This window comes from Mycobacterium sp. NGS35, from assembly GCF_059812855.1.
On sequence record NZ_JCALDL010000011.1, the window covers coordinates 109,148 to 131,676 of the forward strand.

Genomic DNA, 22,529 nt, shown 5'->3' on the forward strand with positions numbered 1-22,529 from the left:
CCGGGGGACTGCGGGAGGAGTCGACCGCCCAGTGCCGTTGGGTAGTGTTGCCACGGGCACTCTGCGTGGCCCGCGCACCTATAGAGCGGTAACTGAGAAGGAATCTAGAGATGAGCGGGCCGAATCCCCCAGGGCCTGAAGAGTCTTTCGGGGATGAGCCAGGCGGCGAGACCACCGACACAGGGTTTTCCCGGGCTTACTCGGCTCCCGAGTCAGAGCAATTCACCAGCGGCCCCTACATTCCCGCCGACCCGGCGCTCTACGACTACGACGCCTACGACGCGCCGGGATACGAGGAGCAGCCGCCGCCGCCGCGCTGGCCGTGGGTGGTCGGCATAGCCGCCATCCTGGCGGCCGTCGCGCTGGTGGCCTCGGTGTCGCTGCTGGTGTTTCCCAGCCTCACGTCCAACCAGGCCGCGCCCACCACCACGAAGCCCTCGACACCGCCAGTGCAGGACCAGATCCCCAAGTCGACGCCGCCTCCGCCGCCGCCGACCAGTGAGCCGCCTCCGCCGCCGCCCTCGACCGAGACGATCACGGTGACGTCCGAGGCGCCGCCGCCTCCGCCGCCGCCGAGCTCGGAGGCGCCTCCGCCACCGCCGGCACCGTCGGCCGCGCCGAGCAGCAGCGCACCGCCTCCGCCACCGCCGACCACCACGACCACCACCCCGGCCGGTCCGCGACAGATCACCTACTCGGTGACCGGGACCAAGGCGCCCGGGGACATCATCACGATCACGTTCACCGACGCGTCCGGCCGCAGCCGCACCCAGCGCAACGTGTACATCCCATGGTCGTTCACGCTCACCCCGATCTCGAATTCGGAGGTCGGTTCGGTCGAAGCGTCCAGCTTGTTCCGGCTGAGCAGGCTGAACTGCTCGATCACCGCCAGCGATGGGACAGTCCTGTCCCAACGAACCGACAACTCCCCAGTGACGAGCTGCTGATGGACCGATCCGATACCGTTCTTCGCACCCTGCTGATCGCTTGCGCGGTGGTCTGGCTCGCCGTGATCGGAGTCAGCGTCGCGGCGATCGTCGCGCTCGTCGAACTCGCCTCTGGCAGGGCAGGGCAGCCGGCCGCCGACTCCGGCACGCCGTGGGGACTCTACGTCGTCATCGCAGTGTCGGCGGTGATCATTTTGGCGTCAATTCCGTTGCTGCTGAGGGCTCGTCGAGAAGCGCAGCTGGAACCGCCGCGCCGCGCGCCCGCGCCACCGCCTCCGGCGTATCCGCCCGTCGAGGCGACCACCGAGAAACTACGCGTGTTCGGGTCGGTGACCGACCCGGCGCAGCGGCAAGCGGGGGGTGCGGCGTCGTCGTCCAGAGTCGATGGCCTGTCCGATGACGAGATGGACCACGTGTGGCTTCGCTTCACGCTGTCGATGGCCACGGCTATCGGCGCGGCGACCTTGGCGGTCGCGACGGCTACCTACTTTCTGGGCGTTCAGCACGACGGTTCGGCATGGGCCGCGCTGACACTGGCGGGCGTCATTACCGTGCTGATGCCGTTGATCCCATGGCGGCAGCTGCGTCGGCTGGACGCGTCAGTGGTGCCCGTTCGGTGACTCGCCGTCGCGCGACCCGTTGAACCCGTTGACGCTTTCCTGACGCTCGCGCACCGCGGTGAGCGCCCGCTGTTCGGCGGCGTGCTGCGCCTCGGTCAGCGCCTGCTGCTCCGCTGGCGGGTCGGCCGTCAACAGGCTGCCCAGGCCAGGCGCGCCGCCGAGGCCCAGCTTGTTCATCCGCTTGGGCACCGGGGCGCCCTGGTACTCCAGCGGAATGGGATGGCCGTGCTCGTCGACCGGTCCCAGCGGCTGATGCAGTTCGATGTACGCGCCATGCGGCAGCCGCTTGATGATGCCGGTTTCGACGCCATGCTCGAGCACCTCACGGTCGCTGCGCTGCAACGCGATTGCCCAGCGGTAGGCAATGAAGTACACGATCGGCGGCAGCACCACCATTCCGATCCGGCCGATCCACGTGGTGGCGTTCAGCGAGATGTGGAACTTCAGCGCGATGATGTCGTTCATCGCGCTCATGGTCAGCACCATGTAGAACGCGATCGCCATCGCGCCGATGGCGGTGCGCACCGGCACGTCGCGCGGCCGTTGCAGCAAATTGTGGTGAGCGTCGTCCTTCGTGGCCTTCTTCTCGATATAGGGCCACAGCGGCAGCAGCACGAACACCAGGCCCATGAGCAGCGCCACCCAGACCGGCGCGGGGATGGTGTAGTGGCCGATGTAAATCTCCCACGGCGGGAAGATGCGAGCCAATCCCTCGGTCCACATCATGTAGAAGTCCGGTTGCGAGCCTGCGGACACCTGCGACGGCTTGTACGGGCCGAGCTGCCAGATCGGGTTGATCTGCAGCAGGCCGCCCATCAGGCCCAGGATGCCGACGACGATCGCGAAGAACGCCCCCGACTTGACCGCGAACACCGGCAGAATCCGCACCCCGACCACGTTTTGTTCCGTGCGGCCCGGGCCAGGGAACTGCGTGTGCTTCTGGTACCAGACCAGCGCGAGGTGAACACCGATGAGCGCCAAGATGATTGCCGGGAACAGCAGAACGTGCACCACGTACAGCCGCGGGATCAGGATGTCGCCGGGGAAGTCACCGCCGAACAGCGCCCAGTGCAGCCAGGTGCCGATCACCGGCATTCCCAACGTGATCGAGCTCAGCGCGGCGCGCAGGCCGATGCCCGACAGCAGGTCGTCGGGCAGCGAGTAGCCGAAGTAACCCTCGAACATCGCCAGGATCAACAGCAGCGAGCCGATCACCCAGTTCGCTTCGCGTGGCTTGCGGAACGCGCCCGTGAAGAAGATGCGGGCAAGGTGCACCATGATCGCCGCCGCGAACATCAGTGCGGCCCAGTGATGGATCTGCCGCACGAACAATCCGCCGCGGACCTCGAAGCTGATGTCGAGTGCGCTCTCGTACGCCCGCGACATCTGCACACCGTTGAGTGGTTGGTACACACCGTGATACGTGACTTCGGTCATCGACGGGTCGAAGAACAGCGTCAGGTAGACGCCGGTCAGCAACAGCACGATGAACGAATACATCGCGATCTCGCCGAGCAGGAACGACCAGTGGGTGGGGAAGACCTTGTTGATCTGGCGCTTCATCCCCGCGGCGAGGTGGTAGCGCTGATCCATCGCCTCCGCCTGATGGGCGGCGATGTCACCGAGTTTCGGGGGTTTCAGTGAAGGACTCATGTTGTCTTCCGTTCCCAGAATGCCGGCCCAACGGGCTCGATGAAGTTGCCGTTGGCTACCAGATACCCGTCCTTGTCGACAGTGATCGGCAACTGCGCCAATGCCCTCGCGGCAGGGCCGAAGATGGGCTTGGCGAAGTGCAGCAGGTCGAATTGCGACTGATGGCACGGGCACAGGATGCGGTAGGTCTGCTGCTCGTAGAGCGAGGCGGGGCAGCCCAGGTGCGAGCAGACCTTGGTGAACGCGAACAGGTCGCCGTAGTTGAAGCTTTCCTGCCCTTGACGTTTGACGACCTTGTGCATGTCATTGGGCTTGATGCGGATGAGCATCACCGGATTGCGCACGCCCATCGCGATTTCCGTGAGCTTCTCGTGCGACTCGACGGTGCTGCCGTCGCCGTCCGACTCCCGCCACGGGAATACCGTCATCATGCCGCCCGCGTCGAGGTCCTCGGGGCGCACTTTGATGAACGGCGACTCACCTGGCCGGCCCGTGGCGGTGGCCAAAAAGATGGTTTCGCCCTTGTAGCGCGGCGTCCACCCCGACGTCCACAGCACCGCGGTGGGCCCCTCCGAGGTCTGCACCACCGGCTTCCACGGATTCTTGATGAGGCCACCGATGAACGCCACCACGGTGCCCAACCCGAAGGCGCCCAGGGCGACTCCGAACGACGTCTTGATCACCTTGCGGCGGCCAATCGTCGAGGCGTCCAAGGTCTCGGTCAGCTCGGCCACAATGGTCTTGCGATCGACCTCGGACGACGGCCCGTCGTGGCGGTCCTGCACCACGATCTCTTCCGGGATGAACCGCTTCTGGTACAGAACGGCGCCGATGCCGATCGACAGGATCGACAAGCCGAACGTCAGCCCGTACAGAGGCGTGGTCAACGTGTAAAGCAGGCTGCCGGGAGCGTTCTGCGGCTTCCACTCCCACGGCCAGAACAAGAAGATCAGCAGCAGCGCCAGCCCGGAGAACCCGCCCAGCAGCAACCAGAACGCGACCCGCCGCTCGGCGCGCTTTTCGGCGCGCGTGCCCTCCACGGGCCAACGGGGCTCCTTGTAGAGCACCTCGACACCGTCGAGTTTGGTGCCGAGTCGTACCAGCTCGTCGCGGTCCATCTCGTTGAGCTCTTGATCGCTGGGCACCTTCGGCGTTTCCGTCATGTTGAGCGTGCTCCGATCCACAGGGCGGCGGCGATAACGCCCACGATTCCTATCAGCCACATCGCCCAGGCTTCCGACGTCGGCCCGAAACCACCCAGGCCGTACCCGCCGGGGTTCGGGACCTCAGAAGCCATCTTGACGTAGGCGATGATGTCCTTTTTCTCGTCAGGGGTGAGCTGGCGGTCGGAGAACTTCGGCATGTTCTGCGGGCCGGTGAGCATCGCAGTGTAGATCTGTGCCGGGTTCGGCTCGGCCAGGTCCGGGGCATACTTCCCCGAGGAGAGCGCACCCCCCTTTCCAGTGAAGTTGTGGCAGGACGCGCAGTTCAGCCGGAACAGGTCGCCGCCCCGGGCGACGTCGTCGCCGATCAGCGACTCCATCGCGATCTTGCCGTTCTGGTCGCGCGGCACCGTCGGACCGCCGCCGTTGGCCTGCACGTAGGCCATCAGCGCGTCGATCTGGTTCTCGTCGAAGGCGGGCGGCTTGCGGGGCGCCTGCTGATTCTGGCTGGCCAGCGGCATGCGTCCGGTGGACACCTGGAAGTAGACCGCCGCCTCACCGACGCCGACCAGGCTGGGGCCGCGCTCGGCGATGCCCTGCAGGTTCGCCCCGTGGCAGGACACGCACGAGGTCTCGTAAAGCTGCTTGCCGTTGCGCACCAGCGCCTCTTGGGACTGGTCGGCGACGGCCACCTGCGGCTTGGGGGTGAGCGTGGCGGCCAAGCCGCCCGCAATGAACAGCGCGGCCAACAGCAGCAGACCGGCCGACAGGCGTCGGCGCAGCCGCCGACGGGACCGGCTGGTCGGGCCGAACCGGGCTGAGGGCGTCTTGCTCCTCGCGTCCGCGGCGGCCGTCTTGCTCCTCACGTCCGCGCCAAACAACTGGGCTCCCTTCATCTTCGCCGCGCTGCGGGTCATCGGACGAAGTAGATGGTGGCGAACAACGCGATCCAGACGATGTCGACGAAGTGCCAGTAATACGAGACGACGATCGCCGCGGTGGCCTGCGCAGGAGTGAACTTGCTCATCGTGGTGCGGATCAGCAGCAAGATGAATGCGATCAAACCGCCGATGACGTGCAAGCCGTGGAATCCAGTGGCCAGGTAGAACACCGAGCCGTACGCGCTGCCGGGGATGGTGGTGCCGTGCTGCACCAGATGGATGTACTCGTAGCCCTGGCCGGCGATGAAGAAGGCGCCCATCAGAAACGTGACCACATACCAGCGGCGCAGCCCGAACACGTCGCCGCGCTCGGCGGCGAACACGCCCATCTGACACGTGAACGACGACGCGATCAGCACCAGCGTCACCGGAACCGCCTGATACAGGTTCAGTTCGGTGGGCGGCGGCGGCCAGTTGCCTGCGGCCTGGGCACGGGCAGTGAAGTACATCGCGAACAATCCAGCAAAGAACATGAGTTCGCTGGACAGCCAGACGATCGTGCCGACACTGACCATGTTCGGCCGGTTCAGGGAATGCACTCGCGACGTGATCGCGGTTCCGGAGGTCCCTACAGCGCTCGTCACAAAAGAAGTATGACGCTTTGTAGTTGTCGGATTCCAGCGGGGGACCCTTTTGGTCACAAAGTGATCGCACGTGGGACCATCTGCGCGTGACGGCATTGTCGTGGCCGCAGGTGCTCGCAGCGCTGACCTCCGGAAATGAGCTGGAACCCGGAGGCGCGGCCTGGGCTATGGAGCAGGTGATGACGGGCGCGGCCACCCCCGCCCAGATCGCCGCGTTCGGTGTCGCGATGAAGATGAAGGGCCCCACCGCCGCCGAAGTCCGTGAGCTCGCCGACACCATGCTGGCACACGCGCGCAGACTGCCGGGGGCGCAGCTGGGGTCGGACGCCGTCGACGTCGTCGGCACCGGGGGCGATGGGTCCAACTCCGTCAACCTGTCGACGATGGCCGCAATCGTGGTGGCGGCCAACGGAATCCCGGTGATCAAGCACGGCAACCGCGCCGCGTCGTCGCGCAGCGGCGGCGCAGACGTGCTGGAGGCCCTCGGCGTGCGCATCGACCTGTCGCCCGACGACGTCGCGCGCAGCCTCACCGAGGTGGGCATCGGGTTCTGCTTCGCGCCGCTATTTCACCCGTCGTTCCGCCACACCTCTGTCGCGCGGCGCGAGGTCGGCGTCCCGACGGTGTTCAATCTCCTGGGGCCGCTGACCAATCCGGCGCTGCCGCGAGCCGGTCTGGTCGGTTGTGCCTTCGACGAGCTGGGCGAGGTGATGGCCGGCGTGTTCGCCGAGCGCGGGTCCAGCGTGTTGGTGGTCCGCGGCGACGACGGCCTCGACGAGCTCACCACGACCACCACGAGCACGGTCTGGCGGGTGCGGGCCGGGACGGTGACCAAGCTGACCTTCGACCCCAGCGAGTTCGGGATCGCCAAGGCCGAGTTGGCGCACCTGCTCGGCGGCGACGCCGAGCAGAACGCCGAGGTAGCCCGATCGGTGCTGGCCGGGGCCGCCGGCCCGGTGCGCGACGCGGTGCTGCTCAACGCCGCGGGGGCGATGGTGGCGCACGCCGGGCTAGCCGGCGACGTCGAGTGGCGTTCCGCCTGGGAGTCGGCGTTGCAACGGGCCGCTACCGCGATCGACTCGGGGGCGGCCGAACACCTGCTCGCGCGTTGGGCGCGGTTCACACAAAAGGTCTAGCGACCCTTCGAACGCTTGAATGTCTTGCTCGGCAGCCAGTTTGGCAGAGCGCGCAGCCGCCGCCCAGGCCGCCCACGGGCCCGCGCTGGCAATCGGGACCGCATAGCCGCGTTCGGTCCGCACAATCCGAACGCCGGGCTTCTCGAGCCAGCGGGCGATCAGCGCGGACTCTTCGACCAGCGCGCCACCGAGCGGCGCGTCGGCCGGCAGAACCATCTGGGCACCCGCGCACGCCGCCTCGATCACCGGCATCGGCGGCACGCCGCGCGGCGCGGTGACGGCGGCGGCCAACTGGGCGTGCCGGATCACCGCGATGTGCCAGCCGCCGTCGCCGTCGGGCGCGGCCGCGACCAGCTCGGGAATCTCGGCGAGCGCTCGCAGCCGCTGTGCCCGCCACAGCACCTCGACCGTCGCGGCCGCGTGATCCCGCAGCCGGCCGGCCGATTCGTAGTGGCCTCGCGCGGCGAGTTCGGCGATCCGGTCCGCGATCGCCGCCAGCGCTGCGTTGTCGCGGCCGTCGATCAGCGCTTCGGCACGTCGTGGTGCGTCGGCGTAGTCGGTGGCCGAAAGCCCGCGGGGCGCCGGGCACGGTGACACCTCCCGTTCGGGGCAGCTCGGGCCGTGGGTGGCGGAGCGGCCCAGCCGTGTGCCGCAGGTCCGCACTCCGGTGAACCGCGCCAGCAGTGCAGCGGTGTCGGCGGCGTCGGTGCGGGAGCGGAACGGGCCGACGACGCGGCTGCTCCGCGGTTCCCGCACCACGGTGAACCGCGGGAACGCCTCGTCGGACAGCGTCAGCCACCACCATCGGCGCGGGAACCGTGAGCGCCGGTTGTAAGGCGGTGCGTGCGCGGCCAGCAGCCGCAGTTCGCGCCCCCCGGCCTCCAGCGCATGCGCGCACTCGACCACGTCGACGCCGGTGGCCAGCGTCACCATTTCACTGATCCGCGCCCGGCTGTCGGCGCCGGTGAAGTATTGGCTGACACGGCGTTTGAGGTTCACCGCGGTGCCCACGTAAAGGACCTCACCGCCCGGGCCGCGGAACAGGTACACCCCCGGCCGCGACGGCACGCCGTCGGCGAGCACGCGTTTACGTCGTTGCGCCGCAGTGACATTCGGCAGATACGCCTGCAGATCTGTGTAGGTGTGCACGCCCTGGTTGCCCACCCGCTCGATGAGCGCGTGCAACACGTCGACGGTGGCGCGCGCGTCGTCGAGCGCGCGGTGGGTGGGCTGACACGAGACCGAGAACAGCTTGGCGAGCGCGGCCAGCCGCACGCTGGGCGCCTCCTCGCGCGAGAGCACCCGTCGGGCCAGCCGCACGGTACACAGCACCGGCGGACGTGGCCATGTGATGTCGCAGCGCCGCGCCGCAGCCTTGAGGAAACCGACGTCGAATCCGGCGTTGTGGGCGACCAGCACGGCGCCGCGGGCGAACTCGAGGAACATGGGCAGGACTGCGTCGATCTTCGGTGCGTCCGAGACCATCGCGGTGGTGATGCCGGTCAGCTGCACGATCTGCGGTGGGATCACGCGACCGGGGTCCACCAGCGTCGCGAACTCGCCGAGCACGACGCCGCCCCGCACCTTGACCGCCCCGATCTCGGTGATCGCGTCGGTGGCCCGCCCGCCGGTGGTCTCCAGATCGACCACCACGAAGGTGGTTTGAGCGAGCGTGACTTCCGCCGCAGGGTCCACGTCGGCGAAGCTGAGCTGCTCCATGAGCGTTGACGCTAGGCAGGGGCACTGACACCGCCCGAGATTTGCGCGGAACCTGTCGGTGGGTGTCGCTACCGTCGCGGCCATGATCATTGACTGCGACGACTGCGCCGTGCGGGGCGCCGCCTGCAAGGAATGCGTGATCAGTGTTCTGATCGGTGTTCCGGGCTCACTTCGAGACGACGAGTGCGCGGCGCTGGAAGCGCTTGCCGAAGCGGGGCTTGCGCCGCGGCTGCGGTTGGTTCCGATTCGGCGGCGAAAAAATCCTGGCGTTGCGTGACTTCTAAGATTGCCTCTTAGATTCGCCTGCCTGTTGGACAAGGTGGATGCCGTTTCGTAACCTATCTGAGACCTAAGCAGCTACGGGCCTCGGCCACGGCACTCGAAGGATTCTCCGGCTTTGAGATCTGATCGTGCGCGGTGGATCAGCCGCCGTTCCAGGCGATCGATAATCGTTGCGACAGCAGTACTTTCAATATTCGGCAGCCTGCTTGCGGGCAGCGGGCATGCCGATCCGGCCGATGACGCGTTGGCCAAACTCAACGAACTGTCACGGCAGGCTGAGCAGACCACCGAAGAGATGCACACGGCCCAGCTGGATCTGGACCGCAAGCTCGCCGCGCAGAAAGCCGCCGAGCAGAAGCACGACGCCGACGTGGCGGCCGTCGAGTCCGCCAAGGCGCAACTGACGGGATACCAGGCCACCGTCGACAAGCTGGCCGCGGCGATGTACATGGGCGGCCACACCGACAGCTTCAGCGCGATGATGACCGCCGACTCGCCGCAGCACCTCATCGACCAGATGACCGCACAAGAAGTAGTGGCGAGCGAGATGTCGGCGCAGATGGCCAGTTACCGCTCGCTGAGCCAGAAGGCCGCCGCGGCCGAGGCGGCGTCGGCCAAGTCCGCCGATGCGGCCCGCGTCGCCGCCGAGCAGGCCGCCGCAGTGCGCGCCGACGTGCAGGCCAAGCAAAGCAAGTTGCAGACGCAGATCGCGGTGGTCAAGTCGCAGTACCTGGCGCTCAGCCCCAACCAGCGGGCCGCATTGGGCGCGCCGCCGCAGGCACAGGCCACGCTGCCCGACGCCCCGGAGGCGCTGCCGAACCTGCCGCCGCCGGACGTCTCGATCAACGCGATGCCCGCTCCCGAGGGCGCCTTGCCGCCCAACGGCGACGTCGCCGCGCCGGGCGGCTCACCGGAGGCCGCGATCGTCGTCCAGGCGGCGCTGAGCCGAATGGGTTCGCCGTACTCGTGGGGCGCTGAGGGCCCCAACGCGTTCGACTGCTCGGGCCTGGTGAAGTGGGCGTTCCAGCAGGCCGGCGTTTCGCTGCCGCATTCCAGCCAGGCGCAGGCCGCCGGCGGCCAGCCGGTGTCGCTGTCGGACATGCAGCCCGGTGACGTCGTCACCTACTACGGCGACGCGTCGCACGTCGGCCTCTACATCGGCGACGGGATGATCGTGCACGCGTCCACCTACGGCACACCGGTGAAGGTGGCGCCAGTGGGCAATGCGCCGATCTACAACGTCCGCAGGTACTGAGCACCCGCACCCGCGGCTGCTGGCCGCCGCTCTGGGTCTGCTCCTGGTCGGCCAGATAGTAGCGGCCGCAGTGGTGCTCGGCCGCTCACCGGCACCGACCGCCGCTCCTGCGCACATGATGCGGCTCGTCGACCGCGGCGCGCCGGCGCAACTGCCTGGCCGCATCGCCGCGGAGATGCCCGACGCCGTCGCCGCGGTGTCGGCATTCTGGGGCGACGACTGGCCCCGCGAGATCGTCGTCGTGACCACCGGCAGCGACACCGACTTCGCGGCCCAGACCGGGCAGCCGGACCGCGACTGGACCGGGGTGGCCGCGGTCGCGGTGGCCGACCACGTGGACGTCGCCCGGCGGGAAGCGTCCGGGCAGCGGATTGTGTTCGCCCCCGGAGCTGCTGCGATGAACCCGCAAGCCTTGCGAATCGTGTTGCGCCACGAGCTTTTTCATTACGCCACCCGGGCCGATACGACGCTCGACGCGCCGCAGTGGCTGACCGAGGGTGTCGCCGACTACGTCGCGCGCGGCCCTGCGACACCGCCCGGGCAGACCGCGGTGCCGGCACGTCTGCCGTCGGACGCCGAACTCGACTCGGTCGGCGCGGGCCGGTCGGCGGCCTACGACCGCGCCTGGTGGTTCGCGACGTTCATCGCCGACGCGTACGGCACGCCTGCGCTGCGGCGGCTCTACCTATCGGGTGGTGGCCCGCAGGCCACGCTGGGGCTGGGCTGGGACGTGCTGCTAGCGCGCTGGCAGCGCTGGCTCGCTGGGTAGATTGGTCAGCCGTGTCGCGGGTCCTGCTGGTCACCAACGACTTTCCTCCGCGTCCCGGCGGCATCCAGGCCTATCTCGAGGCGCTGACGCATCACTTGGCCCGGTCGGCTGCGCACACGCTGACGGTGTACGCACCGCACTGGAAACGCGCGGAACAATACGACCGGGACGCCCCGTTCGACGTGGTCCGCCACCCCGGGACGCTCATGCTGCCGATTCCCGACGTCGACGCGCGGATGCGCACATTGATCGCCGAACGGGGCATCGACACCGTGTGGTTCGGGGCCGCCGCGCCGTTGGGACTGCTGGCGCGGCGTGCCCGTAAGGCCGGTGCGCGACGGGTGCTGGCCAGCACGCACGGGCACGAAGTGGGCTGGTCGATGTTGCCGGTGGCGCGTTCGGCGCTGCGCCGCATCGGCGAGGACAGCGACGTGGTGACCTACGTGAGCCGCTACACCCGCGACCGGTTCGCGTCCGCCTTCGGGCCGCGGACGTCCCTGGAACACCTGCCGCCCGGCGTCGACGCGAACCGGTTTCGTCCCGACCCGGCCGCGCGAGCGGAGATGCGCACCCGCTACGGGCTCGGGCAGCGGCCGGTGATCGTCTGCCTGTCGCGGCTGGTGCCCCGCAAAGGCCAGGACATGCTGATCCGTGCGCTCCCGGCGATCCGGTCGCGGGTCCACGGCGCGGCACTGGTGATCGTCGGCGGGGGCCCGTATCTCGACACGCTGCGCCGGCTCGCCCGCGGCACCGGCGTCGGCGAGCACGTGACATTCACCGAAGGTGTGCCGGCCGCTGAGCTGCCCGCCCACCATGCGATGGCGGACGTGTTCGCGATGCCGTGCCGCACCCGCGGCGCGGGACTCGACGTGGAGGGGCTGGGCATCGTGTACCTGGAGGCGTCGGCAACGGGAGTGCCCGTGGTGGCCGGCCGGTCCGGGGGAGCGCCGGAGACAGTGCAGGAAGGCCGCACCGGGTTCGTCGTCGATGGTCGCTCGATCGACCAGATCGCCGACGCGCTCAGCCGCATCCTGGCCGACAGGGATCTGGCGGATCGCATGGGCGCAGAAGGGCGGCGCTGGGTGCTGGACCGCTGGAACTGGACTCGGCAGGCCGCGCGGCTCGCCGAGCTGCTCTAGGCACCGGCTAACCTGTCGGCATGCGTCAGTACTTCTCTCGCTGGAAGCAGCCGACGAGGAGGGACATCACCGCGGCCATCCTGGTATGCGGCCTGGCGGTGATCGGAATTTCCTGGGGCGTCAACGAAGCAGAGAAGCACTCTCAAGAAGCCAAGAAGGCCAAGTACGAGAACTGCTTGCACGAAGCCGAGGCCAAGCACGTTCTCCCGCTGGCGAGCCTCGACGAGATCGAGGCATGCAAGTATCAGGCCGGGTTCAAGTAACCCGCATCAGCTGTAAAGCGCCTCGATCTGGTCGGCGAACTTCTCTGCGACCACCTTGCGCTTGACCTTCAGCGTCGGCGTCAGCTCGCCCGTATCCACGGTGAAATCGACCGGCAGGATCGTGAACTTGCGGATCGCCTCGGCCTTGGACACGGCGCGGTTCGCCTCCTTGACCGCAAGGTCGATTTCGGCGCGCAGGTCCGGGTCGTCGGCGAGTTCTTCCACCGAAGCGCCGGCCGACTTGCCGTGGTGCTGCTTCCACACGTCGAACGCTTCCGGATCGAGCGCGATCAGCGCGCCGATGAACGGCTTCGCGTCGCCGACCGCCATCGCCTGGCTGATCAGCGGGTGCGCGCGCAGCTGGTCCTCGAGTACTGCCGGTGCGACGTTCTTGCCGCCCGCGGTGACGATGATCTCCTTCTTGCGGCCGGTGATGGACAAGAAGCCGTCGGCGTCGATGCTGCCCAGATCGCCGGTGTGAAACCAGCCGTCGGCGTCGATCGCCTCGCGGGTGGCCTGCTCGTTGTGCCAATAGCCGGTGAAGACCACCCCGCCTTTGACCAACAGCTCGCCGTCGTCGGCCAGGGCAATACTGTTGCCCGGCAAGACCTTTCCCACAGTGCCGACCTTCAGGTCCCCGATCCGGTTCACGGTGATCGCGGCGCTGGTCTCGGTCAGGCCATAGCCCTCGTAGATCGACACGCCGACGCCGCGGTAGAAGTGGCCCAGCCGCGCGCCCAGCGGCGCGCCGCCCGAGATCGAGGCCCGGCAGTTTCCGCCCAGCGCGGCGCGCAGCTTTCCGTAGACCAGCCGGTCGAACAGCGCGTGCCGGGCGCGCAGCAGCAGCGACGGCCCGCCGCTGTCTTGGCCTGTTCTGCTCCTCACGTCCGCGGTCGCCTTGCTCCAGTCGATCGCGGTCTTGGCGGCAAGGTCGAAGATCTTGGCCCGGCCCGAGTCGCGGGCGTTGAGCTCGGCTGTGTTGTAGACCTTTTCGAACACGCGTGGCACCGACACCACGACGGTCGGCTTGAACACGCCGAGCATCGGCACCAAGTTCTTGATGTCGCTGGTGTAGCCCAGAGTCACCTTGTTGGCGAACGCGGTCATCGACAGCGCGCGGGCCAACACGTGAGCCAGCGGCAGGAAGATCAGCAGCCGCTCGCCCTTGCGCAGCAGCGTGGGAAAGCACGCCGACGCACCGCGGATCTCGTGCACCAGATTCGAGTGCGTCAGCTGCACGCCCTTGGGGCGCCCTGTGGTGCCCGAGGTGTAGATCAGCGTGGCCGGATCAGAAGCGCGCAGCCCGGCCAGCCGGGCGTCGAGCTCGCCGGCGTCCACGGAGCGGCCGGCCTCGGAGAGCTCGTCGAGCGCCGACGGGCCCGACGACTCGATCCGCAGCACCGTGCGCAGCGACGGCAGCTCGTCGGCGAGTTCCTTGACGGTCTGGGCGTGCGCTTCGTTCTCGGTGAACGCCAGCACCGCCCCCGAGTCCTCCAGCACCCAGCGCACCTGGTCCGGTGAGCTGGTCTCGTAGATGGGCACAGTGACGGCCCCGACCGACAGGATCGCGTAGTCGAGGATCACCCACTCGTAGCGGGTGGCCGACAGGATCGCCACCCGGTCCCCGGCGTTGACGCCCTCGGCGATCAGGCCCAGCGCGGCCGCGCGGATCTGCGCGGCGGCCTGCGCGCACGTCACGTCCGCCCATGCCCCGTCGACCAGCCGCTGAAAGATCACGTGATCGGGGTCGCTTCGCTCGTGCTCGAACACCGAGCTGGCAACATTGTCATTCTCCGCGACGGAAAACGACGCCGGAAGGCTCACTTCACGCACGATCACGGACCTTCTTTCAGCGGCGGGTGACTATCGTGTTCAGCCTAGCGAGCAGGTAGTGGACACCCATCCGTCGCCGGATTGAGAGAGGCCATGCACAGCATCCAGATTGCCGACGAAACCTTCGTCGCCGCGGAGCCGGCCGACGTCGGACGGGCGGTGTCCGACCCGGGCAAGTGGCGGCGCTGGTGGCCGGATCTGTGGCTCGATGTGGTCGAAGACCGCGGTGAGAAGGGCATCCGCTGGACGGTCACCGGCGCGCTCACCGGCACGATGGAGATCTGGCTGGAGCCGATGCTCGACGGTGTGATCCTGCACTATTTCCTGCACGCCGAGCCCGCCGGCGCGGCGGCGTGGCAGCTGGCGCGGATGAACTTCGCGAAGCTCACCCACCAGCGCCGGGTGGCGGGTAAGGAGATGGCGTTCGAGGTCAAACGCACGCTCGAAGCTTCCCGGCCGGTGGGGGCGTCGCGCACGCACTGACTTGGGTACCTTTTGAAGGTGGCAGATTCCACGGCGCAGACCATCTACATCGACGCCGACCCGAAGACCGTGATGGACGTGATCGCGGACATCGAGGCCTACCCGCAGTGGGTGTCGGAGTACAAACAAGCCGAGGTGCTCGAAGCCGACGCCGACGGCTATCCCAAGACAGCGCGGCTGGTGCTGGACGCAGCCGTGCTCAAGGACACGATGGTGCTGGCGTACGACTGGCCGGCCGATCACAACTCCGTGCGCTGGCATCTGGTGTCGAGTTCGTTGCTGCGAGCGCTCAACGGCGCATACCACTTGTCGCCCAAGGGATCCGGAACCGAGGTCACTTATGAGCTGTCGGTGGACCTGCTCATCCCGATGATCGGATTGCTCAAACGCAAGGCCGAGCGTAGGTTGACCGACACCGCACTGAAGGACCTCAAGAAACGAGTCGAGGCTGAGTGAGTCACCGCCCGCCGCGCAGCGGATCAGCCTCTTCGTCGGCAAAGGGGGAGTAGGCAAGTCGACCCTCGCCGCAGCCACTGCGGTCGGTGCCGCCCGCGGCGGCTTCCGTGTCCTGCTGGTATCCACCGACCAGGCACATTCGGTGGGCGACGTCCTCGGTGTCCCGGTGGTCCCGACGGGCGCGCGCCAGGTCACCCGGGTGCTGGAAGACGACGTCGACGCCGGCGGGGGCTTCCTCGACGCGCTGGCCCTGGACACGCTCGCGCTGCTGGAGGCGCGCTGGCGGCAGGTGGCCGCCCCGCTGGGCAAGCGGTTTCCCGATTCGGAACTCGGTGACGTCGCGCCGGAGGAGCTGTCGGCGTTGCCCGGTATCCAGGAGGTGCTCGGCCTGCACGAGGTCGGCCAGCTCGCCGAGTCGGGGCGGTGGGACCACGTCGTGGTCGACTGCGCGTCGACCGCCGACGCGCTGCGGATGCTGACGCTGCCGGCCACGTTCGGCATGTACGTCGAGCGGGCCTGGCCGCGCCACCGGCGGCTGGCACGTGCGGGCGAGGATGCCGGCGCAGCGGTTGTGGTGAGCGTGCTGGAACAGATGGCCGCCGGGATGGAGCGGCTGACCGCGCTTCTTACCGACGAATCGCGGGTGGGTGCGCACCTGGTGCTGACGGCCGAGCGGGTGGTCGCCGCGGAGGCGGTGCGCACGCTTGGCGCGCTGTCGTTGACGGGTGTGCGGGTCGACGAGCTGATCGTGAATCAGGTTCTGATGAGAGACGATTCGTACGAGTACCGCAATCTGCCGGAGCATCCGGCTTTCGACTGGTACACCGAACGCATCACCGAGCAGCAGGCCGTACTCGACGAACTCGCGACCAAGATCGGCGACGTCGAGCTGGTGCTGGCACCTCATTTGGCCGGCGAGCCGATCGGTCCCAAGGCGCTGCTGCAGCTGCTCGACAACGTCCGCCGCGTCGACGGCTTGCCGCCGCCGGGGCCGATCCAGCCGGTGGTGGACCGGGAATCCGGCTCGGGTCTCGATGCTGTGTACCGGATGCGGTTAGAGTTGCCGCAGGTCGACCCCGGCTCGTTGACGCTGGGCCGAGTCGACGACGACCTGATCATCGGCTCCTCGGGAATGAGGCGTCGAGTTCGGCTGGCGTCTGTGCTGCGGCGGTGCGTGGTCACCGACGCCGCGCTGCGGGGGAGTGAGTTGACGGTGCGATTTCGACCGAACCCGGAGGTGTGGCCCGCGTGAGTGGAATGCACCCCGAGATTCCGCCGGAGTTGCGGGCGCTGGCTCAGGCGGTGCTCGACCGCATCGATCCCGCGGTGCGTGCCGCTGCGGCGATCGCGTCGGGCCGCGGCGGCGCGCCCGGCAAGTGTCAGCAGGTGTGGTGCCCGGTATGCGCGCTGGCCGCGCTGACCTCCGGCGAGCAGCATCCCCTGCTCGACGTCATCGCCGAGCACAGTGTGGCGCTGCTGACGGTGGTGCGCGCGATCCTGGAGAGCAACGGCGCGACCAACGGAGACGGCAACGGCACGCCGCCGCCGGATGGAGACGGTCCGCCAGGCGCCGGCCCGCCTCCTGCTCCCGGCCGGTATCAGCACATTCCCATCAGCGTCGAAGACCCTCCAGAATAGGTAGAGTTACCCGAAAGCGCGCCCCGAGCCAGGAGTGTCCATGTGGTATTGGCTGTTCAAGTACATCTTCATGGGACCTCTGTTGTTGCTTCTGGGACGGCCGAAAACCGAAGGGCTTGAACACATTCCGGACTCCGGCCCGGCGATTCTGGCCAGCAACCACCTTGCTGTGGCCGACAGTTTCTATCTGCCGCTCGTCGTCAAGCGCCGCATCACGTTCCTGGCCAAGGCGGAGTACTTCACGGGCACCGGTCTGAAGGGATGGTTCACCCGCTGGTTCTACACGGTGGCGGGTCAGGTTCCGATCGACCGCAGCAATGCCGATGCCGCGCAGGCCGCGCTCGACACCGCCAAACGACTGCTGGACGACGGCAAGCTGCTCGGCATGTATCCCGAGGGCACGCGCTCGCCGGACGGCCGGTTGTACAAGGGCAAGACGGGGCTGGCCCGGCTCGCGCTGGAAACCGGCGTGCCGGTGATCCCCGTCGCGATGATCGGTACCAACGTCGTCAACCCCCCGGGCAGCAAGATGTGGCGGTTCGGCAAGGTCACCGTCCGCGTCGGCAAGCCGTTGGACTTCAGCCGGTTCGAGGGTCTGGCCGGCAACCGCTTCATCGAGCGCGCGGTCATCGACGAGGTGATGTACGAGCTGATGCAGTTGTCCGGGCAGGAGTACGTCGACCTGTACGCGGCGGACATCAAAGAGGGCAAAGTCGACGACGGCGTCGCCCGCTCGACCGCCGCATAGGACCGTCCGCTGGCCGAGTTGTGGCACTCCTTTTGGCAGAGCCTCGTCGACAGGGGGCGGCTGCCGCTGCTGTTCTGCCTGCTCGCATTCATCTCGACGTTCTTCGTGACGCGCACGATCGTGCGCTACATCCGGCGGCACGCCGATAGCGACGCGCCACGCAAGTGGTGGCAGCCGCGCAACCTCGGCCACGGCGGCATGCACATCCACCACGCGGTGATCGGCGTAGTGCTGGTGATGGTCTCGGGAGTGACCATGGTGACGCTCGCGGTCGACGGCGGAGAGCCCGAATTCACTGCTGCGGCAGTCATTTTCGGTGTCGGGGCGGCGCTGGTGCTCGACGAGTTCGCGCTGATTCTGCACCTGAGCGACGTGTATTGGGCTGAGGACGGCCGCACATCGGTGGATGCTGTGTTCGCCGCTGTCGCGGTGGCCGGGCTGCTGGTGCTGGGCTTCAACCCGTTGTCGTTCTTCGACATCGGGATGTGGCGCGACGACAACTCGGTGCCCGCCCGCGTGACCGTGGTGATGATGGCGGTGGCGACGCTCGCGCTGGCGGTGGTGGTGTTGCTCAAGGGCAAGGTGTGGACGGGGCTGGTGGGCATGTTCATTCCGCCGCTTCTGGTGCTCGGGGCGATCCGGCTGTCGCGCCCGCATGCCCCGTGGGCGCGGTGGCGCTACACCAACAGGCCGCGCAAGATGTACCACGCACTGGAACGGGAGCGGCGGTTCCGCCGGCCCGTGGTGCAGGCCAAGCTGTGGGTGCAGGACGCGGTGTCGGGTATGCCGCGATTTCCCGACGACGCCCGGGTCGACGAGCAGCTCGACCGCGAGATCCACGCCGCCAAGCCGCCGCAGACAGCCCGGGGACACGAGGAGCACATGAGGCTTCCCGCGTGAGGTACTTCTACGACACCGAGTTCATCGACGACGGCCGCACCATCGACCTCATCTCGATCGGCGTGGCCGCCGAGGATGGCCGCGAATATTACGCTGTCTCAACCGAATTCAACGAGCAGCTCGCCGGGCGCTGGGTGCGCAACCACGTACTGCCCAAACTGCCGCCGCCGTCGTCGCCGCTGTGGCGCTCGCGGGCAGCGATCCGCAACGACCTCGAGGACTTCTTCGGTATCGACAGGGCAGAACCGATCCAGCTGTGGGCGTGGATCGGCGCCTACGACCACGTCGCGCTGTGTCAGCTGTGGGGTCCGATGACCGCGCTGCCACCCGCGATGCCCAAGTTCACCCGCGAGCTTCGCCAGTTCTGGGAGGATCGCGGGTCGCCGACGCTGCCGCCGAAACCCGCTGACGCGCACGACGCGCTGGTGGACGCCCGGGAGGCTTTGCGGAGATTCCGACTCATTGCCACCGCCGAAGGCGGTAATTCAGCTGGAGCGGCATCGTTACCATAGACGGGTGAACTGGACCGTCGACATCCCGATTGACCAGCTGCCTGCGTTGCCGCCGCTGCCGGCGGAGCTGCGCGCCCGGCTGGACGCCGCGCTGGCCAAGCCCGCTGCTCAGCAGCCGAGCTGGCCCGCCGACCAGGCCAAAGCGATGCGGACGGTCCTCGAGAGCGTGCCGCCCATCACCGTCCCGTCTGAGATCCGCAAGCTGCAAGGCCTGCTCGCGGACGTCGCGCAGGGCAAGGCGTTTTTGCTGCAGGGTGGCGACTGCGCCGAGACGTTCGTCGACAACACCGAGCCGCACATCCGCGGCAACATCCGCGCGCTTTTGCAGATGGCGGTGGTGCTGACCTACGGGGCCAGCATGCCGGTGATCAAGCTGGCCCGGATCGCCGGCCAGTACGCCAAGCCGCGCTCCAGCGACATCGACGCGCTCGGCCTGAAGTCCTACCGCGGCGACATGATCAACGGTTTCGCACCGGAGGCCGCGGCGCGCGAGCACGATCCGTCGCGGCTGGTGCGCGCCTACGCCAACGCCAGTGCGGCGATGAATCTGGTACGCGCGCTCACGTCGTCGGGCTTGGCGTCGCTGCACCTGGTGCACGACTGGAACCGCGAGTTCGTGCGGACCTCTCCGGCGGGTGCCCGCTACGAGGCGTTGGCCAGTGAGATCGACCGCGGCTTGACGTTCATGAGCGCATGCGGCGTCGACGACCGCAACCTGCAGACCGCGGAGATCTACGCCAGCCACGAGGCGCTGGTGCTCGACTACGAGCGGGCGATGCTGCGCCTCGCCGAGGACGAGGCGGGCGAGCCGGCGCTGTATGACCTGTCGGCGCATTACGTGTGGATCGGGGAGCGCACCCGCCAGCTCGACGGCGCGCACATTGCGTTCGCGGAGGTGATCGCAAATCCGATCGGCGTGAAGATCGGCCCGACGATGACGCCCGAACTCGCCGTCGAGTACGTCGAGCGGCTGGATCCGCACAACAAGCCGGGCCGGCTCACGCTGGTTTCTCGGTTGGGCAACAACAAGGTGCGCGACCTGCTTCCGCCGATCATCGAGAAGGTGCAAGCCACCGGCCACCAGGTGATCTGGCAGTGCGACCCGATGCACGGCAACACCCACGAGTCGTCCAACGGGTACAAGACCCGCCACTTCGACCGGATCGTCGACGAGGTGCAGGGCTTCTTCGAGGTGCACCGTGCACTGGGCACGCATCCGGGCGGCATCCACGTCGAGATCACCGGCGAGAACGTGACCGAGTGCCTCGGTGGGGCGCAAGACATTTCGGACATGGACCTGGCCGGGCGCTACGAGACCGCATGCGATCCGCGGTTGAACACCCAGCAGTCGCTGGAGTTGGCATTCTTGGTCGCGGAGATGCTGCGCGACTAGGCCTTTCGCCGGCCCGCTTCGCCGGCCTGTTTCGCCGGCCCGCTTCGCCGAGCGTGCGCTCACTGCGAAAAATCCGCCGAAATTTCGCAGTGGATTCACGTTCGGCGTTGGCAGCGGCCGTATTTGGTGCGATGGGCACGTCCTGCGCGCGCTTACGATCTTCAGGAGGCGACGGACCTCGACGGCAACGGGGCTCTGCTGTGGAACTCTGATCTATGAGGTACCGATCAACCGGGTGCATTGCAGTAGAGGCATATTCGGCCTCCCAAACTGTCAAGACACCGGTGAGACCCTGACAATGAGGATCGTCGCCAACGTGACCGAGGGCCGGTCCGATATTCCGGGAGGAGGGCAAAAGGGCGTGATCACGATGTATCCGTTGCCCGGGGGAACTGGCGTAGTCGAAGTGGGACCCGATTGGACGATTTGTCCACCATGGGTGAACAACAATGTACCCATCAACTGACCGAGAGGATGCGGCCGAGTTCGCCGCAGAGGTTCTGCGAAAGTTATTGAAGCACATCGAGATCAAAGGTAGGGAGAAGCACCACTTCACCTACCTGGTCTCGCACGCGTGGACCGAAGGGCCGATGATGTACTTGGTGTATCAGGCTCCGCCGTCTGACATCACATGGGGACTTGCACGAGACACCAGGCAGTCGATCATCGGTCCCGGGCCGTGGCCGTCTTCGGACGAAGCGGCGTTGTACTACTACCTGCTTGATCTCGAGGAGAACCGCACATCTGCGGCATTCCGTCACCCTGGCGATCCGGGCACCATCCTATGGCGAGGATATCCGCTGGAAAATCTCCCTGCGCGCGTCTCGGACATCCCCGAAGACCACCGGTTATGACCTAGAGTAGGGCGTCGATATTGGTGCCAAGCGTCCATGCCGCGGCGGCCACCAGCCCAGTGAGCGTCAGCACTATGGCAAACCACAGCCAAGCACGCCACTGCGCGCGCCGGCGCTCCTCTTGGAACGCGGCGAGCTCAATGCCGGCGAATCTAGTTGAAGCAGCTGGCATTTGGGATTCAGCCCAGTCCTCGGGGCCTCGCGTCATCTGCCGTGTCACCTGCCGTGGCGCAGGCGCTGGTGCAGGTCCAGGCGCGGGTACCGCAGCCGCAGGAGCTGTGTCCTCTTGCGTGAAATACATTGCTGCCGAGACATGCTGAGCCGAGTTACGCGGCGCCGGCACGCGGAAGCCCGGCAGCTCGAGTTCGTCGCACACCGCCTCTAGCGCCGCACCCATTTCCTGCGCGTCGGCGAACCGATCGTCCGGTTCACGCGCGGTTGCGCGGCGCACCAGCTCGTCGAATTGCCTTGGCACACCGCGTATTACAGTGCTCGGGAGCCGCACGTCGTTGTCCAGGCGCTGATAGGCGACCGTGAGCGGGGCGTCGCCACCGAACGGCGTGGCGCCGGTCAACAGTTCGTAGACCAGGATGCCGCAGGCGTACACGTCGCTGCGCGGGCTGGCGTCTCCGCTACGCACCTGCTCGGGAGACAGGTAGGCCGCCGTACCCAAAATCACGCTGTCCGAAGTGATCTTGGCCGCCGCCATCGCACGCACCAAACCGAAGTCGGCGATCTTGACGTCCCCCTCGTCGGAGATCAACACGTTCTCCGGCTTGACGTCGCGGTGGACCAGGCCGCTGCGGTGCGCTACGGCCAATCCGCCCAGCACCGGACGCATCACCGCGGCGACCGCGTACGGCGGCATCGGCCCGCGTTCGCGCAGCAGTTCCCGAAGTGTTCCGCCCTCAACGAGTTCCATTACCAGAAACGGATGCTGGCCGTCGACACCCTGGTCGTAAACCGCTACCAGCCCAGGATCTTTCAGCCGGGCCACCGCTCGGGCCTCCAGCTGGAACCGGGTCAGGAACTGCTGATCGCCGGCGTAGCGCGAATCCATCACCTTGATCGCGACGGGACGGTCCAGGCGGGTGTCGACGCCTCGGTAGACCGCCGACATGCCCCCGGTGGCGATGATCGCGTCGACGCGGTAGCGGCCGTCGAGGACCGCACCGACCAGCGGGTCGGCTCGGGCCTGTCGGGTCTCCATCGGAATCATCGTAGTTCGCCCAGGTCGCGTT

At 67.6% G+C, this 22,529-nt stretch carries 23 protein-coding genes and 1 pseudogene; 17 read left to right on the forward strand and 7 right to left on the reverse strand.

Annotated features, from left to right (window positions below):
- Positions 1 to 110 precede the first annotated feature (110 nt).
- Both AC5Y4C_RS17380 and AC5Y4C_RS17385 read left to right on the forward strand, forming a co-directional pair.
- Positions 111 to 947, forward strand: coding sequence for an MmpS family transport accessory protein (locus tag AC5Y4C_RS17380; protein WP_499911626.1), 837 nt, complete (start codon positions 111 to 113; stop codon positions 945 to 947).
- Positions 947 to 1,567 (forward strand): DUF2561 family protein, encoded by a 621-nt coding sequence (locus AC5Y4C_RS17385; RefSeq protein ID WP_499911629.1) that lies wholly within the window; start codon positions 947 to 949, stop codon positions 1,565 to 1,567. The genes AC5Y4C_RS17380 and AC5Y4C_RS17385 overlap by 1 nt, the downstream gene beginning before the upstream one ends.
- Here AC5Y4C_RS17385 and qcrB read toward each other — a convergent pair.
- From qcrB to ctaE, 4 genes are read right to left on the reverse strand one after another with little or no spacing between them, the layout of a single operon-like run.
- The gene (gene qcrB / locus AC5Y4C_RS17390; RefSeq protein ID WP_499911632.1) at positions 1,547 to 3,220 is read right to left on the reverse strand and encodes a cytochrome bc1 complex cytochrome b subunit; all 1,674 of its coding nucleotides are present in this window, start codon (positions 3,218 to 3,220) and stop codon (positions 1,547 to 1,549) included. The genes AC5Y4C_RS17385 and qcrB overlap by 21 nt on opposite strands.
- On the reverse strand, positions 3,217 to 4,383 hold the full coding sequence (qcrA, locus tag AC5Y4C_RS17395; RefSeq protein ID WP_499911633.1) for a cytochrome bc1 complex Rieske iron-sulfur subunit: 1,167 nt from the start codon (positions 4,381 to 4,383) through the stop codon (positions 3,217 to 3,219). The genes qcrB and qcrA overlap by 4 nt, the downstream gene beginning before the upstream one ends.
- Positions 4,380 to 5,300, reverse strand: coding sequence for a cytochrome bc1 complex diheme cytochrome c subunit (gene qcrC, locus AC5Y4C_RS17400; RefSeq protein ID WP_499963931.1), 921 nt, complete (start codon positions 5,298 to 5,300; stop codon positions 4,380 to 4,382). Before qcrC ends, qcrA begins: the two co-directional genes overlap by 4 nt.
- On the reverse strand, positions 5,297 to 5,908 hold the full coding sequence (ctaE, locus tag AC5Y4C_RS17405) for an aa3-type cytochrome oxidase subunit III (protein ID WP_499911635.1): 612 nt from the start codon (positions 5,906 to 5,908) through the stop codon (positions 5,297 to 5,299). Before ctaE ends, qcrC begins: the two co-directional genes overlap by 4 nt.
- A gap of 86 nt (positions 5,909 to 5,994) precedes the next feature.
- Here ctaE and trpD point away from each other — a divergent pair, with 86 nt between their 5' ends.
- Entirely contained in the window at positions 5,995 to 7,044 is a 1,050-nt protein-coding gene (gene trpD, locus AC5Y4C_RS17410; protein WP_499963933.1) for an anthranilate phosphoribosyltransferase, read from the forward strand.
- Here the strand turns inward: trpD and AC5Y4C_RS17415 are convergent.
- Positions 6,982 to 8,853, reverse strand: a pseudogene (locus AC5Y4C_RS17415) (DEDD exonuclease domain-containing protein); the annotation flags it as partial. The gene trpD and the pseudogene AC5Y4C_RS17415 sit on opposite strands and share 63 nt — an antisense overlap.
- Between AC5Y4C_RS17415 and AC5Y4C_RS17420 the strand changes: the two are divergent.
- The 5 genes from AC5Y4C_RS17420 (at position 8,846) to AC5Y4C_RS17440 (ending at position 12,471) form a co-directional block, all read left to right on the forward strand.
- Positions 8,846 to 9,040, forward strand: a complete 195-nt coding sequence (locus AC5Y4C_RS17420; RefSeq protein WP_499963935.1) for a hypothetical protein — start codon at positions 8,846 to 8,848, stop codon at positions 9,038 to 9,040. The pseudogene AC5Y4C_RS17415 and the gene AC5Y4C_RS17420 sit on opposite strands and share 8 nt — an antisense overlap.
- Positions 9,041 to 9,160: 120 nt before the next feature.
- A complete protein-coding gene (ripC, locus tag AC5Y4C_RS17425; protein ID WP_499963937.1) occupies positions 9,161 to 10,300 on the forward strand; it encodes a peptidoglycan hydrolase RipC in 1,140 nt (379 codons plus the stop codon).
- A gap of 37 nt (positions 10,301 to 10,337) precedes the next feature.
- A complete protein-coding gene (locus AC5Y4C_RS17430) occupies positions 10,338 to 11,069 on the forward strand; it encodes a hypothetical protein (RefSeq protein WP_499963984.1) in 732 nt (243 codons plus the stop codon).
- A gap of 11 nt (positions 11,070 to 11,080) precedes the next feature.
- Positions 11,081 to 12,208, forward strand: a complete 1,128-nt coding sequence (locus tag AC5Y4C_RS17435; RefSeq protein WP_499963939.1) for a glycosyltransferase family 4 protein — start codon at positions 11,081 to 11,083, stop codon at positions 12,206 to 12,208.
- A 20-nt stretch (positions 12,209 to 12,228) separates the two neighbouring features.
- Positions 12,229 to 12,471, forward strand: a complete 243-nt coding sequence (locus tag AC5Y4C_RS17440) for a hypothetical protein (RefSeq protein ID WP_499911641.1) — start codon at positions 12,229 to 12,231, stop codon at positions 12,469 to 12,471.
- 6 nt (positions 12,472 to 12,477) lie between these two features.
- On the opposite strand, the gene AC5Y4C_RS17445 is transcribed toward AC5Y4C_RS17440, so the two are convergent.
- Entirely contained in the window at positions 12,478 to 14,304 is a 1,827-nt protein-coding gene (locus tag AC5Y4C_RS17445) for an AMP-dependent synthetase/ligase (protein ID WP_499963941.1), read from the reverse strand.
- A gap of 93 nt (positions 14,305 to 14,397) precedes the next feature.
- On the opposite strand from AC5Y4C_RS17445, the gene AC5Y4C_RS17450 reads away from it, so the two are divergent.
- The 9 genes from AC5Y4C_RS17450 (at position 14,398) to AC5Y4C_RS17490 (ending at position 21,288) form a co-directional block, all read left to right on the forward strand.
- Positions 14,398 to 14,787, forward strand: a complete 390-nt coding sequence (locus tag AC5Y4C_RS17450; RefSeq protein WP_499911643.1) for a polyketide cyclase / dehydrase and lipid transport — start codon at positions 14,398 to 14,400, stop codon at positions 14,785 to 14,787.
- Positions 14,788 to 14,805: 18 nt separating this feature from the next.
- Positions 14,806 to 15,243: an SRPBCC family protein gene (locus AC5Y4C_RS17455; protein WP_499911644.1), complete on the forward strand. Its 438-nt coding sequence runs from the start codon at positions 14,806 to 14,808 to the stop codon at positions 15,241 to 15,243.
- Entirely contained in the window at positions 15,236 to 16,495 is a 1,260-nt protein-coding gene (locus tag AC5Y4C_RS17460) for an ArsA family ATPase (RefSeq protein ID WP_499963986.1), read from the forward strand. Before AC5Y4C_RS17455 ends, AC5Y4C_RS17460 begins: the two co-directional genes overlap by 8 nt.
- Positions 16,492 to 16,881, forward strand: a complete 390-nt coding sequence (locus AC5Y4C_RS17465) for a hypothetical protein (protein ID WP_499911645.1) — start codon at positions 16,492 to 16,494, stop codon at positions 16,879 to 16,881. The genes AC5Y4C_RS17460 and AC5Y4C_RS17465 overlap by 4 nt, the downstream gene beginning before the upstream one ends.
- A gap of 40 nt (positions 16,882 to 16,921) precedes the next feature.
- Positions 16,922 to 17,629, forward strand: a complete 708-nt coding sequence (locus AC5Y4C_RS17470) for a lysophospholipid acyltransferase family protein (protein WP_499911646.1) — start codon at positions 16,922 to 16,924, stop codon at positions 17,627 to 17,629.
- An 18-nt stretch (positions 17,630 to 17,647) separates the two neighbouring features.
- Positions 17,648 to 18,529 carry a hypothetical protein gene (locus AC5Y4C_RS17475; protein WP_499963943.1) on the forward strand — a complete coding sequence of 294 codons (882 nt, stop codon included), beginning with the start codon at positions 17,648 to 17,650 and terminating at the stop codon, positions 18,527 to 18,529.
- Complete coding sequence (locus tag AC5Y4C_RS17480; protein WP_499911648.1) at positions 18,526 to 19,041, forward strand: polyadenylate-specific 3'-exoribonuclease AS; 516 nt, start codon at positions 18,526 to 18,528, stop codon at positions 19,039 to 19,041. Before AC5Y4C_RS17475 ends, AC5Y4C_RS17480 begins: the two co-directional genes overlap by 4 nt.
- 4 nt (positions 19,042 to 19,045) lie before the next feature.
- Complete coding sequence (locus AC5Y4C_RS17485) at positions 19,046 to 20,434, forward strand: class II 3-deoxy-7-phosphoheptulonate synthase (protein ID WP_499963945.1); 1,389 nt, start codon at positions 19,046 to 19,048, stop codon at positions 20,432 to 20,434.
- A 449-nt stretch (positions 20,435 to 20,883) separates the two neighbouring features.
- Positions 20,884 to 21,288, forward strand: coding sequence for a hypothetical protein (locus AC5Y4C_RS17490; RefSeq protein ID WP_499963947.1), 405 nt, complete (start codon positions 20,884 to 20,886; stop codon positions 21,286 to 21,288).
- Position 21,289: 1 nt separating this feature from the next.
- Here the strand turns inward: AC5Y4C_RS17490 and AC5Y4C_RS17495 are convergent, their stop codons facing one another.
- A complete protein-coding gene (locus tag AC5Y4C_RS17495; protein ID WP_499963949.1) occupies positions 21,290 to 22,507 on the reverse strand; it encodes a protein kinase domain-containing protein in 1,218 nt (405 codons plus the stop codon).
- Between the last annotated feature and the right edge of the window lie 22 nt (positions 22,508 to 22,529).